At 59.7% G+C, this 16,126-nt stretch carries 11 protein-coding genes; 2 read left to right on the top strand and 9 right to left on the bottom strand.

Annotated features, from left to right (window positions below; all coding sequences use genetic code 11):
• Window positions 1–59: 59 nt before the first annotated feature.
• From pyrE to pyrR, 7 genes are all read right to left on the bottom strand, one after another.
• Window positions 60–701, bottom strand: a complete 642-nt coding sequence (gene pyrE / locus GYN08_RS01145; protein ID WP_166271705.1) for an orotate phosphoribosyltransferase — start codon at window positions 699–701, stop codon at window positions 60–62.
• Window positions 702–785: 84 nt separating this feature from the next.
• Complete coding sequence (gene pyrF / locus GYN08_RS01140) at window positions 786–1,553, bottom strand: orotidine-5'-phosphate decarboxylase (RefSeq protein WP_166271703.1); 768 nt, start codon at window positions 1,551–1,553, stop codon at window positions 786–788.
• Between the two features lie 145 nt (window positions 1,554–1,698).
• Window positions 1,699–4,923, bottom strand: coding sequence for a carbamoyl-phosphate synthase large subunit (gene carB / locus GYN08_RS01135; protein ID WP_166271701.1), 3,225 nt, complete (start codon window positions 4,921–4,923; stop codon window positions 1,699–1,701).
• Window positions 4,924–4,925: 2 nt separating this feature from the next.
• Entirely contained in the window at window positions 4,926–6,056 is a 1,131-nt protein-coding gene (carA, locus tag GYN08_RS01130) for a glutamine-hydrolyzing carbamoyl-phosphate synthase small subunit (RefSeq protein WP_166271699.1), read from the bottom strand.
• Window positions 6,057–6,126: 70 nt separating this feature from the next.
• A complete protein-coding gene (locus GYN08_RS01125) occupies window positions 6,127–7,476 on the bottom strand; it encodes a dihydroorotase (RefSeq protein ID WP_166271697.1) in 1,350 nt (449 codons plus the stop codon).
• Window positions 7,477–7,578: 102 nt separating this feature from the next.
• A complete protein-coding gene (locus GYN08_RS01120) occupies window positions 7,579–8,490 on the bottom strand; it encodes an aspartate carbamoyltransferase catalytic subunit (protein WP_166271695.1) in 912 nt (303 codons plus the stop codon).
• Window positions 8,487–9,044 (bottom strand): bifunctional pyr operon transcriptional regulator/uracil phosphoribosyltransferase PyrR, encoded by a 558-nt coding sequence (gene pyrR / locus GYN08_RS01115; RefSeq protein ID WP_166271693.1) that lies wholly within the window; start codon window positions 9,042–9,044, stop codon window positions 8,487–8,489. Before pyrR ends, GYN08_RS01120 begins: the two co-directional genes overlap by 4 nt.
• A 570-nt stretch (window positions 9,045–9,614) precedes the next feature.
• On the opposite strand from pyrR, the gene GYN08_RS01110 reads away from it, so the two are divergent.
• Both GYN08_RS01110 and GYN08_RS01105 read left to right on the top strand, forming a co-directional pair.
• A complete protein-coding gene (locus GYN08_RS01110; protein WP_166271691.1) occupies window positions 9,615–11,123 on the top strand; it encodes a stalk domain-containing protein in 1,509 nt (502 codons plus the stop codon).
• Window positions 11,124–11,348: 225 nt separating this feature from the next.
• The gene (locus GYN08_RS01105; protein ID WP_166271689.1) at window positions 11,349–13,340 is read left to right on the top strand and encodes a methyl-accepting chemotaxis protein; all 1,992 of its coding nucleotides are present in this window, start codon (window positions 11,349–11,351) and stop codon (window positions 13,338–13,340) included.
• 162 nt (window positions 13,341–13,502) lie between these two features.
• On the opposite strand, the gene pgmB is transcribed toward GYN08_RS01105, so the two are convergent.
• Window positions 13,503–14,129 (bottom strand): beta-phosphoglucomutase, encoded by a 627-nt coding sequence (gene pgmB / locus GYN08_RS01100; protein WP_166271687.1) that lies wholly within the window; start codon window positions 14,127–14,129, stop codon window positions 13,503–13,505.
• 203 nt (window positions 14,130–14,332) lie between these two features.
• Window positions 14,333–15,586 carry an LL-diaminopimelate aminotransferase gene (locus GYN08_RS01095; RefSeq protein WP_166271685.1) on the bottom strand — a complete coding sequence of 418 codons (1,254 nt, stop codon included), beginning with the start codon at window positions 15,584–15,586 and terminating at the stop codon, window positions 14,333–14,335.
• Window positions 15,587–16,126: the final 540 nt, after the last annotated feature.

The following is a 16,126-nucleotide window of genomic DNA, read 5'->3' as shown; positions in this document are numbered from 1 at the left end:
AAAGCCCGGTTCTGCCGAAGACCGGGCTTTCCTGTTCCGCAGAGCTCGCGGGTTTGAAATTAACGGCCGAACGCCGACGGATCTTCGCGCCAGGATTTCAGCAGTTCGATCTGGCTCTCCTGAATCGTGCCCAGCTCCAGCGCCGTCTGCATCAGCGCCGTATAGTTGGACAGCGTCGCCAGCGGCACGTTCTCTTCCGCAAAAGCCGACGTCGCGCGGTCCAGCTGATAGCTGAAGATCGCCAGGACGGCCAGCGGTTCCGCTCCCGCCTCGCGCACGGCCAGTGCCGCCTTCAGCGAACTGCCGCCGGTGGAGATGAGGTCCTCGATGACGACGACCTTCTGCCCTTCCTTGATCAAGCCTTCGATCTGGTTCTGCTTGCCGTGTCCTTTCGCTTTGTCGCGGATGTAGGCCATCGGCAGGTTCAGCTTCTGCGCCACCCAGGCGGCGTGCGGAATGCCGGCCGTCGCCGTTCCCGCGATCACTTCCGCGTCCGGGTATCGGCTGCGGATCAGTTCGGCGAAGCCCTCCGCGATGCGCTCGCGTACTTCCGGGTAAGCCATCGTCAGCCGGTTGTCGCAGTAGATCGGCGATTTGATGCCCGATGTCCACGTAAAAGGCTCATCCGGACGCAGCGCCACCGCTCCGATATTCAGCAGGTCCGCCGCAATTTTCGCTTCCGTCGTCGTTTGAGTCGTCATTTCCGTATCTCCTCCAGGTTTTGATTCGTTCATGCCTGTCCGCTCGGTTCGCTTGTCCGTCGCATGTTCGTTGCCATTCGTCCTTTACGTACGGTCCGCCTCGGCCGCATTCCGGCCTTGGCCCATTTCTTCGAGGATACGCTGAGCCGCCTCCCTCGGATCCGCCGACGCCGTGATCGGACGCCCCACGACGATGTAATCGCTGCCTCCGGCGATCGCTTGCCCGGGCGTCTTCGTGCGCGACTGGTCGTCGGCGGCGCTGCCCGCCGGACGAATGCCCGGCGTCACCGTACGAAATCCGTTCCCGCAGGCGGCCTTGATTTTTTCCGCTTCGAGCGGACTCGCCACCACGCCGTCCAGCCCGGCGCCGGCGGCCAGCTTCGCGTAGCGTACGACCGTTTTTTCAACGCTGCCCGGGATGCCGATCTCTCCGTTCATCGTCTCCTGATCCGTGCTGGTCAGCTGCGTAACGGCGATGACGAGGGGCCGGTTCAGCGAAGCGTCCGACGCCAGCGCTTCCTCGACTCCCTGTATCGCGCTTTCCATCATTTTGACGCCGCCCGCCGCATGCACGTTGAACATGTCGACGCCGAGCTTCGCGATGCTGTTCGCCCCGCCTTTTACCGTGTTCGGGATGTCGTGCATTTTCAAGTCGAGAAAAACCGAGTATCCGAGCGATTTGAGTTCCCGCACGAATTCCGGCCCTGCCTGGTAATACAGCTGCATGCCCACCTTCATGTAGCAGGGAATGCCCTCCAATTGGCGGATCAGCCCTCGGGCCGCTTCCGCGTCCGGATAATCCAGCGCGACCATCAGCCGCCGCGCCATTTGCGAAGTGGATATCGAAGTCATGGCGTTACCTCCGTATTTCGTATTCCGTATCCCGGTCCGATTCGCCGCCGAGCGCATGCGAGAGGCGCCCGCAGAATCTGCATGGCGCCTTTCGTCGTTTGTGATGGATTCGGAAGCCCGAACGATGCGAGCTCCGGTTCTTGTTTTAGACGTTCAGCACGCTCGCCGGCATCGCGCGGGACGTGAAGCTGACCGTCTCCAGCATATCGAGCAGCGCCGCGACCGTATCGAGCGAGGTCATGCAGACGACGCCGTTTTCGACCGCTTCGCGGCGGATGCGGAAGCCGTCGCGCGCCGGCGTCTTGCCTTTCGTCAAGGTGCTGAATACGAAGTTGGCTTCTCCGCTGCGGATTTTGTCCAGGATATTCGGCTCGCCTTCGCTCAGCTTGTTGACGCGCGTTACCGGGATGCCTGCATCTTCAAGCGCTTTGGCCGTGCCGCCGGTCGCCATGAGCGAATAGCCCAGCGTGTAGAAGCCTTCCATCAGCTTGACCGTTTCTTCCTTGTCCTTGTCGGCGACGGTCACGATGATCGAACCCGTGGACGGAATTTTCATGCCCGCGCCGACCAGGCCTTTGTACAGAGCCTTGGCGTAATGCTTGTCGCGGCCCATGACTTCGCCCGTCGACTTCATTTCCGGTCCGAGCGTCGGCTCGACGCGGCGCAGCTTCGCGAAGGAGAATACCGGAACTTTGACCGCGACCTGCTTGCTTTCCGGCCACAGACCTTCCTTGTAGTTCAAATCCGCCAGCTTGACGCCGAGGATAGCCTGGGTTGCCAGATTCGCCATCGGAATGTCCGTGACCTTGCTGAGGAACGGCACCGTGCGCGACGAACGCGGATTGACTTCGATGACGTACACTTCGCCTTTGAAGATGACGAACTGGATGTTGAGCAGGCCGATCGTTTTCAGTTCCTTGGCGATGCGGATCGTGATGTCGACGACTTTTTCCTGCAGTTCCTTCGACAGATGCTGCGGCGGATAGACCGCGATCGAGTCGCCGGAGTGAACGCCCGCTCTCTCGATATGCTCCATGATGCCCGGCACGAGCACCGTGTCGCCGTCGCAGATCGCGTCGACTTCCACTTCCTTGCCCAGCATGTAGCGGTCGATCAGCACCGGATGCTCCGGATTGACTTTGACGGCCTCTTCCATGTAGCTCAGCAGTTCTTCGTCGGAGTAGACGATTTCCATCGCGCGGCCGCCCAGGACGTAAGACGGACGAACCAGAACCGGATAGCCGAGGCCCTGCGCCGTTTCGACCGCCTGATCGACGGAAGTCACCGTTTTGCCGGCCGGCTGGCCGATGCCCAGCCGCGACAGCAGCGCTTCGAAGCGCTTGCGGTCTTCCGCTTCGTCGATGCTGTCCAGCGACGTGCCGAGAATGTTCACGCCCGCATCCTGCAGCGGCTTCGCCAGGTTGATCGCCGTCTGGCCGCCGAACTGCACGATGACGCCGATCGGCTGCTCCTGCTCGATGACGTTCATGACGTCTTCGAAGAACAGGGGCTCGAAGTACAGGCGGTCCGAGGTGTTGAAGTCCGTCGATACCGTCTCCGGGTTGTTGTTGATGATGACCGCTTCGTAGCCCGCTTTGCGGATTGCCCATACGGCGTGCACGGTCGAGTAATCGAATTCGATGCCCTGACCGATCCGGATCGGGCCGGAGCCCAGCACGATGATTTTCTTTTTGTCCGTCTTGGCGACTTCGTTTTCCTGCTCGTAGGTCGAATAGTAGTACGGCGTTTCCGATTCGAACTCGGCCGCGCAGGTATCGACCATTTTGTATACCGGCACGATGCCGATTTCTTTGCGGTACGCGCGGATTTCGGCTTCCTTCGTCAGCTTTCCTCCGGCGCGCCCCGGCGCGCGCAGCTCGGCGATGGCACGGTCGGTGAAGCCCATTCTTTTCGCTTCGTACAGCAGCTCGTCGGTCAGCTCGTCGGTCTCCGCGAGCACCGTCTCGAACACGACGATGCGCTCGATCTTATCGAGGAACCACCAGTCGATCTTGGTCAGATCCTGGATCGTTTCCAGCGTGTAGCCGCGGCGGAACGCTTCGGCCACCAGGAACATTCTCTCGTCGTCCGGCTTGGACAGGCGGCTGTCCAGTTCTTCCTGCGCAAGATCGCCCGCCCCCTTCAGCAGCAGACGGTGCGTGCCGATCTCCAGCGAGCGAACCGCCTTGTGGATCGACTCTTCGAACGTGCGGCCGATCGCCATGACTTCGCCGGTCGCCTTCATCTGCGTGCCCAGCTTGCGGTTGGCGCGGGTAAACTTGTCGAACGGCCAGCGCGGGATTTTCGATACGATGTAGTCCAGCGTCGGCTCAAAGCAAGCATAAGTCTGACCCGTAACCGGGTTGACGATCTCGTCGAGCGTGTAACCGAGGGCGATCTTCGCGGCCATCTTCGCGATCGGATAGCCGGTCGCCTTCGACGCGAGCGCCGAGGAGCGGCTGACGCGCGGATTAACCTCGATAACGTAATATTGGAAGCTGTGCGGATCGAGCGCGAACTGCACGTTGCAGCCGCCTTCGATGTTCAGCGCGCGGATGATTTTCAGCGACGCGGAACGCAGCATTTGATATTCGCGGTCGGACAGCGTCTGGCTCGGCGCGACGACGATGCTGTCGCCGGTATGTACGCCGACCGGATCGAAGTTCTCCATGTTGCACACGACGATGCAGTTGTCGTTCGCGTCGCGCATGACTTCGTATTCGACTTCCTTCATGCCGGCGATGCTGCGCTCGACCAGACACTGCCCGATCGGGCTGTAGCGCAGGCCGGATACGACGATCTCGCGCAGCTCTTCTTCGTTGGCGCAGATGCCGCCGCCCGTGCCCCCCAATGTATAAGCCGGGCGCACGATGATCGGATAGCCGATTTCGTTCGCGAAATCAAGCGCTTCGTCGAGCGTCGTCACGATGACGCTGTCCGGCACCGGCTGTTCGAGCTCCCTCATCAGGTCGCGGAACAAGTCGCGGTCTTCGGCTTTCTCGATCGAGTTCAGCTGGGTACCGAGCAGCTTGACGTTCTCGCTCTCCAGCACGCCGGCGCGGGCAAGCTCGACGGCCATGTTGAGGCCGGTCTGTCCGCCGAGCGTCGGCAGCAGGCCGTCGGGACGCTCGTGGCGGATGATCTGGGTCACGAAGTCGAGCGTGATCGGTTCGATGTAGACTTTGTCCGCCATGTTCGTGTCGGTCATGATCGTCGCCGGGTTGCTGTTGATCAGGACGACTTCGACGCCTTCTTCTTTCAGTGCTTGGCACGCCTGCGTTCCGGCGTAGTCGAACTCGGCCGCTTGTCCGATGACGATCGGACCGGAGCCGATCACCAGAATTTTTTTGAGTTTGTCGTTTTTCGGCATAATTAGCGTGCTCCTCTCATGGCGGCCATCATCGCCGCTTGGCGCGGCTGCTTCGGACTGCTCTTTTTATATTCGCGGATCGTGTCGATGAAGCGGTCGAACAAATAGCTGTTGTCGAACGGACCGGGTGCCGCTTCCGGATGGTACTGCACGGAGAAAGCCGGGAATTTCTTGTGGCGCAGTCCTTCGATCGTTTTGTCGTTGTTGTTGATATGCGTGATTTCGAAATCGGTGCCGGCCAGGGAATCTTCCTTGACCGTATAGCCGTGGTTCTGCGACGTGATGTAGCAGCGTCCCGTTTCGAGCTCTTTGACCGGGTGGTTGCCGCCGCGATGGCCGAACTTCAGCTTCTCGGTATCGGCGCCGCCGGCCAGAGCCAGCAGCTGATGCCCGAGGCAGATGCCGAAGATCGGGTACTCGCCGAGCAGCTGCTTGATCGTCTCGACCGCCTGCGGCACGTCTTTCGGGTCCCCGGGGCCGTTCGACAGCTGGATGCCGTCCGGGTTGAGCCGGCGGATCTGCTCGGCCGTCGTGTCCTGCGGCACGACCACGATGTCGCAGCCGCGGGAACTCAGCTCGCGGACGATGCCGCTCTTCGCGCCGTAGTCGATCAGGACGATACGCTCGCCTTTTCCGGGACTGTTGTACACATGCTGCGTCGAGGTGCGCTTCACTTGGTCGTTCACCAGCGCGGAGCCGTGCAGCATTTCTTTCAATTCTTCGACCGACTTGTCGCCCGCCGTCAGAATGCCGCGCATCGTGCCGTGGTTGCGCAGAATGCGTGTCAGCATGCGGGTATCGATGTCGCTGATGCCCACGATGCCGTGTTCTTTGAGCAGCTCGTCGAGCGTGTACTCGGCGCGCCAGTTGCTCGGCACGGGCTCATAGCGCCGCACGACGAAGCCGTTCACGAACGGGCGGACCGATTCGAAGTCGTCGCGGGTGATGCCGTAATTGCCGATCAGGGGATAAGTCATCGTCACGATCTGGTTGCAGTAAGAAGGATCGGACAGCACCTCTTGATAGCCGGTGATGCCGGTATTGAATACGACCTCTCCGGTTGTGTCGCCTTGGGCGCCGAACGAACGGCCGGTGAAGAGCGTGCCGTCTTCGAGCAGAAGTTTTGCCTGCATGATGTGTAATCCTCCCTTATATATGAAGAAAATGCTTTTTCGTGTATTCGCGATTCGGAAAGCGTGCCGCTTAAGCGTTGACGTTCTGCGCATGCTCGGCGCCGAATACCGCGCGGCCGCCGACGAAGGTGACCACCGGCCAACCGGAAAGCCTGCGGCCCGTGAACGGGGTGTTCCGGCCCTTGGTGGCGAATTCCGCCGGATCGACGGCTTTTTCGAGCTCCAGATCGATGATCGCCAGATCCGCGGCCGCGCCGACTTCCAGCCTGCCGGATTTCAGCCCGAACACGCGGGCGGGGTCCTGGGTCATGCGGCGGACGAGGAAGTCCAGCGTCCAGCGTCCGGTCTTGACGAATTCGGTGTAGAGCAGCGGGAAGGCGGTCTCGAAGCCCACGATGCCGAACGGCGCGAGCTGCATGCCTTTCGCTTTTTCATCTTCGCTGTGCGGCGCATGGTCGGTCACGATGATGTCGATCGTACCGTCTTCCAGCGCCTCGATGCAGGCCGCGACGTCGCGAGGAGTGCGCAGCGGCGGATTCATTTTCCAGTTGGCGTCCATGCCCGGGATGTCTTCGTCCGACAGCACCAGATGGTGCGGGCAGACTTCGGCGGTCACGTTCACGCCGATCGACTTGGCCAGACGGATCAACCGGATGGACTGTTCGGTGCTGACGTGGCAGACGTGGTAATGCACGCCCGTCGCTTCGGCCAGCAGCACGTCGCGTCCGACGTGGATCGCTTCGGATTCGTTGGGGATACCTTTGATGCCGTGTTTTTTCGCGAAGTTCCCTTCGGACACGTACAGCCCTTTTACCAGCGAGTCGTCTTCGCAGTGGGCGATGACCGGCATGCCCAGTTCGGCGGCCTTCGTCATGGCGTCCTTCATCATCTGAGCGTTCTGCACGCCTACCCCGTCATCGGTAAAACCGATCGCGCCCGCCTCTTTCAGCGCTTCGAAGTCGGTCAGCTCGCGGCCCAGCTCGTTTTTGGTAATTGCCGCATACGGAAGCACGTTGACGAGATTCGCTTCTTTCGCTTTGTCCAGCACCAGCTTGACCGTGTCCGGATTGTCGGTGACCGGCTTGGTGTTCGGCATGCAGGCGATCGTCGTGAATCCGCCCCGCGCCGCGGAACGCGCGCCGCTCTCGATCGTTTCCTTATGCTCGAATCCCGGTTCGCGCAGATGGACGTGCATGTCGATCAGCCCCGGCGTGACCAGCTTGCCCTGCGCATCGTATACGCTCAACGTTCCGCTGCCGTTCTCGATAAGCCGCCGGTCGGCCGCGCCGTAAGAGCCCGAAGCCAGAATGGCCAGCACCCTGCCGCCTTGAATCAGAATGTCGCTCTGCTGAAGCTGTCCGTCCTCGTTCAGCACGTTCGCATTTTGAATCCATACATCCACGTTCGAATAATTCGTCATTTTAAAAGTCCCTCCGGTTCCGTTCTCGGTCTCTCCGATTTGCCGTTCCTGTCCGTCCGTTTTCCGCTTCGCTTTATCGCTTGCCCGCTTTTACGGAGCAATTTAACGCAGTGCGCGTTCGACGACCGCCATCCGGATCGGCACCCCGTTCCGCATTTGCGGGAAAATTCGCGAGCTCGGCGCTTCCACCAGTTCGCTGTCGATCTCCACGTCCCGATTCACCGGAGCCGGATGCATGATGATCGCGTGCGGCTTCATCTTCGCGGCCCGGTCCGTCGTCAATCCGTACTGCGCCCGGTACTCGTCCGAAGACTTGAGAATGCCTTCGGCGTGACGTTCGAGCTGCACCCGCAGCATCATGACCGCGTCGGCCTGCAGCGCCTCTTCCATCGTCACGTAGGGCGCGTAAGCTTCCAGCTCCGGCGCTCTCATGCTGTCGGGCGCGCAGAACTTCACGTTCGCCCCGAGCATCCGCAGCGCCCACAGGTTCGAGCGGGCCACGCGGCTGTGCTTGATGTCGCCGACGATCGACACGGTCAGGCCGCGAACGTCGCCGAACTGCTTCTTCATTGTATATATGTCTAGCAGCGCCTGCGTCGGATGTTCGTTGTTGCCGTCGCCGGCGTTGATGAGCGGGACCCGGACATGCTGCGCCAGCTCGGCCAGCACGCCGATCGGCTTCAGCCGGATGACGCCCGCGTCGATGCCCATGCTCTCCAGCGTGCGGACCGTGTCGTAGATCGACTCGCCCTTCTCGACGCTCGAGGCGGCGGCCGCGAAGTTCAGCACCTGCGCGCCGAGCCTCTTCTGCGCCATCTCGAACGAAAATCTTGTCCGCGTGCTGTTCTCGAAAAACATGTTGGCGATGAAGCGATGTTCCAGCACCGGAATGCGTTTTTCTTCGTGGGCTTCCCAGTAAGCGGCGCGTTTCAGGATCGACTCGATCTCGGCGGCGCTCAGTTCTTTCAATCCGAGCAGTTGGCGGTCTTTCAGCGAATGTCGGTAGGCGATCATGCGAGCACCTCCCGGCGGCTGCTGATACGGACGATGTCGCTGTCGTCGATCTCGCTCAGGAACACTTCGATCTCTTCGGTGCGGGAAGTCGGCACGTTTTTGCCCACGTAGTCGGCGCGGATCGGCAGTTCGCGGTGTCCGCGGTCGGCGAGCACGGCGAGCTGGATCATCTGCGGCCGTCCGCAGTCCATCAGGGCGTCCATCGCGGCGCGGATCGTACGGCCGGTATAGAGCACGTCGTCGAACAAAATCACTTTTTTGTCTTCGATGGATACTCCGGCTTCTCCGAACAGCTCCTGGCAGTTCACGGTAGGTTCGCTGCCTTTGCGGTCGTCGCGGTAAGAGCTGATGTCGATCTCTCCGCACGGCACCGGCGTTCCCTCGATTTCGAAGATGCGTTTGGCGATCCGCTGAGCCAGCGGCACGCCGCGCGTCTTGATACCGACCAGCACGCAGCCTTCGATCCCTTTGTTTTTCTCCAAAATCTCGTGGGCGATCCGGGTCAGCGCTCGGCGAATGGCGGCTTCATCCATAATGACGTGGGTTTCGTTCATGACTGTGCGCCTCCTTGGCAAAAGGTTGGTGTCACCTTTCGGCCCCGTGAACGTCGGCTTCTTTTTGCCGGATATGCAAAAAGACTCCTTGCCCGTTCGGATGGTCCGAGTGCAGGCAAGGAGTCGAAATCGACATCTCGATGCGACGAAGCGCGCCAAAAAGCAATCCGCTCTCGGCGGACGCATTCCTGGTGAATCGTCGTTCACGTTACCTTGCCAGTCTCACGGGACTGAATTAAAGGTGCTATTCATCGGGCGCGGTAAGGCGCCTCTGTTGCAATGAATTATGACAGAAGGCCAACCCTCTGTCAACCACCCGCCTTCGCTTCCGGCTCCGCAGCCTCTGTCCGCAGGCAGAAGCGCCCCTATTCCATACACCTTTTTATGCGCCAAAGCGGCGATAAACGCCTTTAACTTTGTCTTTGTTTAATAATTATACATTAAATAGTTATATTTATTCAATCCCTTTTTCTATTTTTGTCCTTCGACAACTTTTATCGCGCCGAATACGTCTAAGAATAAGAAACTTTCGTCATATTCGCGCAGCGCTTATTAAAGGAGGAAACCACAATGACCATCACATCCAAAAAAAGCTTGGCAGCCGTTCTCCTGTCCGCATCGCTCGGCCTGTCCGTCGCGGCGACCGCTTCGGCGGCGGAGACCGGCCTGTCGATCCGCGATTTCACGCCGAATTCGCTGATCAAATCCGACGGCAGCTATTGGAGCTGGGGAGGCAAGACGCCGGTACCCAACGAACTGCGGGGAATCGGAGCGGCCGAGCAGGCCTTTTTCGACGGCGACATCGATTACTTGATCGAAAAAACGGACGGCTCGCTGCTGATGCTGAAGCCGGGCTCCCTGGCCGCCCTGCAGACCTACAAGCCCGTGCAGGGATTGAAAAACGCCGCGAAGATCCGCTTCAACGGCGACGCCCTGGCCATTGACGACAGCGGAAGCGTCTTCGTATCGGGCCGCGGCGAGGAAAACGCCTACGATTATTCGGTCTTTTCGCCCGTCGGCGGCATCTCGGACATCGTCGACGCCGCCGGCTATACCGAGTCCTCCCCTTCCGCTTACGCTCCCCACTGGCTGCTTTTGAAAAAAGACGGCACGGTCTGGCGCGACACCGGCAGGCTGACGGGCTTCAAGCCGGTGCCGAACCTGACCGGAGTGTCTTCCGTCGGAGAAAACGCCGCGCTCAAAAAAGACGGTACGGTCTGGACGCTGCCGACCGAATATGACAAAGCGCTGCCGACCTCCACGCCGTCCGCCGTCAAAGTCCAGGGATTGTCCGGCATCCGCTCGCTGAAAACGGCCCGTTACGGCGGCCTCCTGGCGATCGACCTGGGCGGCAATCTGTTTTACAAAGGGTACACGATCACCGGCTGGTCCGACGGTACTTCGATTAACGATCAAGGCGCTCCCGTTCGCTTGACCGGCGTCCGAAACGTCGAAGACGCCTGGGTCGTGGAACGCTCGCTGGTCGTCTTCACGAATGACGGCAGCGTGTACGAGACTTCGCTGAATCGTGCGAAGCTGCCGGCCAATGCCAAATTCCGCCTGCTGGCCTCGGGAATCGAGCAGGTCGAAGCGGGCTCCCGTCATATCATCATGCAGAAAAAAGACGGCAGCCTGCTCGGCTGGGGCGTCAACAAAAACGGCGATCTCGGCAGCGGCGATTACGAATTCGAGCACGATACGCCGGTTCCCGTTCAGCGCGCCATTTCCGTCTCGCTGAACGGGAAAGACGTCGAACTCGGAGGCGGCGTCATTACGCAAAAAAGCCAGACTTTCGTGCCTCTGCGCTCCGTGTTCGAACAGCTCGGCGCCAAAATCTCGTTCGTTTCCTCCAGCAAAGCCGTCACCGTCAGCCGCACCGCGAACGGCAAAACGACGTCGATCGCGATCGATACCAAGACCGGCGCCACGCGCGTCAACGGAAAAGCCGTGCAGTTGGAGCAGGCTCCGTTCGCCGTGAACGGCATTACCTATCTGCCGCTGCGCTTCATCAGCGAGCAGCTCGGCGCCAAAGTGTCCTGGGTTCAAGCGCAGGATACGGTAGCCATTACGCTGGAGTAAACGCTTATCCGCCTAGTACGGAAGGCCGGACGCTTTTTCGTTTTTCGCATCATTCGCCTAATGCAAAAGCCTGATTTTTCCACGAAAACGTTTGCTTGAATTTCCCTTTGGTCCTACCGACATATAAAGTATATGCAAAAACACGGCCCTTCACGCGGATTTGACGAACCCGTTCGATTTCGGAACTTCGTCGTTCGCGTGTGCGCCGCAAAGGGGGACTCGAGGATGAAAAGATTAAAAGTCAAACGGATTTCGCTGTCTTTGGGCAATAAATTGCTGCTTTTTTTCACGGTCATTCTGATCGCTTCGCTGTCGGTATCCGCCGTTCTATCTTATCAATCGTCAAAGAGCGCCTTGAGCGCCGAGCTGCTGGCTAACGCTTCTTCAAGCGTGGGCACCATGAACTCGATTATCGAGCGCGACCTGCAAACGAAAGTCGCGACCGTCGATTACTTTGCGGACACCTTGAACGCCGGTTCGTTCGAATCCGCGGGAGCGGCGGCAGACCTTACGAACGCTCCGCTGGAAACGTACGATCTTGCGCAGCAGGATGTCGATTTGGCTTATGCCGGCTCGGAGAAGGGCGAATACATCGCTTCGACTTACGAGAACCTTCCCGACGGCTACGACCCGCGCAGCCGGGGTTGGTACAGTCTGGCCATGAAAAGTCCGGAACGCGCAGTCGTGACCGAACCTTATATTTCCGCTTCGACGGGCCAGGCGGGCATTACGATCGCCAAGCGGTTGAAAGACGGCAGCGGGGTCGTCGGCATCGACATCTCCATCGACTCCCTGCTGCAGACGACAAAAACGATTCAGATCGGTTCGGAAGGCTATGCTTTTATCACGACGGGGACCGGCACTTACATCTCGCATCCGACGATCGAAGCGGGTTCCAGTGACAGCATCTCCATGAGGCTCTCCGATCAAGAAGCGCCTTCGGGCAGTTTCGAATATGTGTTCGAAGCCGAACCGAAAGTGCTGGTATTCGAGAAGAACGAACTCAGCGGATGGATCATCGCGGGCAGTTATTACGAAAACGAAGTGAACGAGGCGGCACAGCCGATCCTCTACCGTCTTCTGATCGTACTGGCCGTCTCGCTGATCGCCGGCGGAACGATCATCTGGCTGTTGACCCGTTCGATCGCCCGCCGCCTTCGCCGCGTCGCGCAGGCTGCCGAGGCTATCAGCTCGGGCGACCTCACGGGCAGCGTCGACGATTCCGGCAGGGACGAGATCGGCCAGCTGGCTTCTACGTTCCAAAGCATGAAGACGTCGCTGGGCGGGCTTGTCCGCTCGATTACCGCTTCCGTATCGGACGTGGCCGCTTCGTCGGAAGAACTGAGTGCCAGCGCCGAGCATACGGGCACGGCCAGCCGACAGATTACCGAAGCGATCGAAGGCTTCGCGTCGGGAAGCGAGCGACAGAGCGACAGCGTCGCCGACAGCTCGCGCCGCCTGGCCGAAGTCTCCGAATGGCTGACCGAGATCCGCAGCAGCTCCGAACGCTTGTCGGAATCGTCGCGGAATTCGGCGGAGATGGCCGAGGAAGGCGACCGCCTGGTCGACCGGACGCTAGGTCGTATCCGCGAGATCGACGGTTCCGTGCGCGAAGGCGGTCAGGTCATTTCCGGTCTTGCGGAGAAATCGCAAACGATCACCGGCATTCTGCATACGATCGACGAAATCGCGTCCCAGACGAATCTGCTGGCCTTGAACGCTTCGATCGAAGCGGCGCGGGCCGGCGAATCGGGCCTCGGCTTCCAGGTCGTCGCAAGCGAAGTCAAAAAACTCGCGCAGCAGTCGGCCGATTCGGCCAAAACGATCGAAAGCCTGATCCAGGACATCGTCTCCGATATCCGGGCTTCGCTGGAGACGTTCGTGAAGATCCGTTCTTCCGTGGAAGACGGGCTGGAGAGCGCCGAGCTCACGGCGGACAATCTCCGCCGGCTCAAGGAGGCTTCCGAAATCGTGGCGGGCGATCTCGGAAGCATGAATGTTCGGGTCGGCGAAGTGGCCGGTCATGCCGAAGAAGTCTCGGAAGCCGTTCGCGAGATCGCGAGAGCGGCCGAAGCCAATCAATCGGGCACGCACGAAATCGCCGCCGCCGCCGAAGAACAATTGGCATCGATGGAAGAAATTCGCGGCTCCGCCGCATCGCTCGCTTCCCTCGCCGAGCAGCTTCAGGGCGAGGTCGAACGGTTCAAAATCGACTGACCGCAAAAAAAGGTTCTCCAATAAAAACAGCCTTCCTGCGGAAGGCTGTTCCGCCGGGATATTCCCGGCGGTTTTTTGCGTATGCATCCGAAAGCTTCGCCCGGTCCGCTCCTCGCAGGCGCATTGGGCGAAGGGATTATGACCGACCGAAGCGCCGAATGCTTAAAGCTCCGCCTCTCCGAGCGTCAGCGACCAGCGGTCCGGTGCGACGTCCTTGACGTACTCGCCTACGCCGATCGTCTTCATGCCTGCGCTCTTGGCCGCTTCGATGCCGGCCGGAGCGTCCTCCACCACCCAGCAATCGCCCGGCTCGACGCCCAGGCGTTCGGCGGCGAGCAGAAAAATGTCCGGCGCCGGCTTGCTGCGCGTCACGTCCGCGCCCGTCACCACCGTATCGAACGTCTCGGACAGTCCGATCCGCTCCAAAATAAAGTCCGTATTTTTGCTCGACGAACCGATTGCGGTGCGCAGCCCTTTCTCTTTCGCATGTTCGATCCACTTCAGCACGCCGGGCAGAATATCGTCGGGCGTGAGTTCCTGCAGCAATCTGCGGTAAATACCGTTTTTTTCTTCGGCTAGCTTCGCCTTCTCTTCCGCCAAATAAGGCCGCGGTGCAAGCTCCAACAGAATTTCCAGGCTCTTCTCCCGGCTGACGCCGCGCAGCAGGACGTTCCGGTTCTCGTCGAACGGCACGCCTTCCCGGTCGGCAATGTCTTTCCAAGCCCGGTAATGATAATGGTCGGTCGATACGATGACTCCGTCAAGGTCGAAAATAATGGCTTTCATCATAACAGGCAATAAGCTCCTCTCCGAACAGACTGAAATTTCGCTTTCGCCGCGGACGGCTGCCTGCGGACAGGCCGATCCCCGAACGGCGGCAAAAAGCCTACCTCTTTCTTATACCCGCCGTCCGCCCCATTTTCCTGCATGCATCAAAAAAAAGCTTTCCGCTCGGGGCGGAAAGCTTTTTCGTACAGCCGAATGATCGACGATTAAAATTCGAATTCCACGTCGCTGAGGCGGCGCTTGATTTCTTCGATCACGCGTTTTTCTTCGTCCAGGCCTTTGGCTTCGAACGTAACCGAGAATCGCACGAACGAACCGGCATCATCCCAAGGCACGGTGGAAATGAGTTTCTCGCGGATCAGGAACTGCGAGAAGGCCTCGCCGCTGCCGAACGCTTCGCCGCCTTTGATGCCTTTAGGCGCCTGCACGTACAGGAAGAAGGAACCCTTCGGCTTTTCGGCCGTGAAGCCCAGCTCGTTCAGCGCAGCTACGAGCATATCGTGACGACGCGAATACTTCTCGGCGATTTTTTCCGTAATTTGCGGATTCGCCAGGCCGTAAGCGGCCGCTTTTTGAATCGCGATGAATTGACCGGAATCGTTATTGTCCTTCACGTCGCTGAACGCTTTGACGATCAGCGGGTTGCCGGCCACGAAGCCGATTCTCCAGCCGGTCATGTTGTACGACTTGGACAGGGAGTGCAGCTCGACGCCGACGTCTTTCGCGCCCGGCACGCTCAGGAAACTGAGCGGCTTCAAGCCGTCATACGTCAACGCGGCGTAAGGAGCGTCGTGCACGACGATCACTTCGTTCTTTTTCGCCCACTCCACGACTTTCGTGAAGAATTCTACCGTCGCGCTCGCGCCGGTCGGGTTGTTCGGGTAGTTCAGGTACAGCAGCTTGGCGCGCTTGGCGATATCGGCCGGAATGGAATCCAGGTCCGGCAGGAAGTCGTTTTCCTTCGTCAGCTGCACATTGTACACTTCGCCGCCCACATACTTCGTGTGCGTGCCCAGAACCGGATAGCCCGGAACAGTGAGGATCGAAACGTCGCCCGGATTGATGAACACGGACGGCAGCATGGCCAGCGCCGGCTTGGAGCCGATCGAGTGCACGATCTCGGTGTTCGGGTCGATTCCTTCGACTTTGAAGACTTCCGCCAGATACTTGGCGGCGGCCGCCTTGAATTCCGGAATGCCGTTATCGGCGTATCCGCGGTTTTCCGGCTTGGCCGCTTCTTCGGCCAGCTTGGACACGATTCCGGCATCCGCCATTTCGTCCGGCTCGCCGACGCCCATATCGATCAGCTCGACGTCAGGGAAAGCCTGGCGGGCCGCCGCTTTGGCGCGTTTGATCTTTTCGAATTTGTAGATGTTGGTGTCTTTGCCGTAATTCGCGCCGCCGATGCGGTCAGCGAAAACCTGCTGGATGTAAGTATTTTGGTATTGGTCGATACTCATGAATAAATTCAGCTCCTTGAACGGTATGATCTACTTTCCATGATGCCGCAAACGGACGGCGGGGGTACATGGATTATGTGGCGGAAAATTTAGCGTTTTTGCGCAGGGACGCTGGGAGGGGAGGGATTGGAGACGCTCCGGGCGGAAAGGGCCTGCGGATCGCCGTTGCAATTCCGGTATTTCTTCCGATTGGACTAAAACATGGCTGGCGGTAGAAAACCGGATTGCAAATGCGAACACTTCGTTTCCTACGGCTCCTTTCCGCCCTACGCTCCGCCCTCCCCTCCCGCGGGGGGTGAAGCGGGAAGGCGCTTGCCCCCTCCGTGCGGGGCAAGCGTCTGAGCGCTTTGCGCTTCGGATTCGCGGCTTCGGGCGAATCAAGTGCGGGGCTCCGCTTTGCGAATCGCCAAGTGCGTAAAGGCGAAAAGCAGGGCTCCGCTTCGCGAATCGCCAAGTGCATAAAGGCGAAAAGCAGGGCTCCGCTTCGCGAATCGCCAAGTGCATAAAGGCGAAAAGCGGGGCTCCGCTTCGCGATCGCCA

It is taken from the genome of Saccharibacillus alkalitolerans (genome assembly GCF_011090185.1).
In the GTDB taxonomy this organism is placed as follows: Bacteria; Bacillota; Bacilli; order Paenibacillales; family Paenibacillaceae; genus Saccharibacillus; species Saccharibacillus alkalitolerans.
The sequence above is the reverse complement of the archived record's forward strand: the minus strand, read 5'-3'. Positions and strand labels throughout refer to the sequence as shown.

Coding starts and splice junctions, on each gene's coding strand:
- GYN08_RS01105 (WP_166271689.1), top strand. CDS start 11,349: ATGAAAAGATTAAAAGTCAAACGGATTTCGCTGTCTTTGGGCAATAAA.
- GYN08_RS01110 (WP_166271691.1), top strand. CDS start 9,615: ATGACCATCACATCCAAAAAAAGCTTGGCAGCCGTTCTCCTGTCCGCA.
- GYN08_RS01125 (WP_166271697.1), bottom strand. CDS start 7,476: ATGACGAATTATTCGAACGTGGATGTATGGATTCAAAATGCGAACGTG.
- GYN08_RS01120 (WP_166271695.1), bottom strand. CDS start 8,490: ATGATCGCCTACCGACATTCGCTGAAAGACCGCCAACTGCTCGGATTG.
- pyrF (WP_166271703.1), bottom strand. CDS start 1,553: ATGACTTCGATATCCACTTCGCAAATGGCGCGGCGGCTGATGGTCGCG.
- pgmB (WP_166271687.1), bottom strand. CDS start 14,129: ATGATGAAAGCCATTATTTTCGACCTTGACGGAGTCATCGTATCGACC.
- GYN08_RS01095 (WP_166271685.1), bottom strand. CDS start 15,586: ATGAGTATCGACCAATACCAAAATACTTACATCCAGCAGGTTTTCGCT.
- carB (WP_166271701.1), bottom strand. CDS start 4,923: ATGCCGAAAAACGACAAACTCAAAAAAATTCTGGTGATCGGCTCCGGT.
- carA (WP_166271699.1), bottom strand. CDS start 6,056: ATGCAGGCAAAACTTCTGCTCGAAGACGGCACGCTCTTCACCGGCCGT.
- pyrE (WP_166271705.1), bottom strand. CDS start 701: ATGACGACTCAAACGACGACGGAAGCGAAAATTGCGGCGGACCTGCTG.
- pyrR (WP_166271693.1), bottom strand. CDS start 9,044: ATGAACGAAACCCACGTCATTATGGATGAAGCCGCCATTCGCCGAGCG.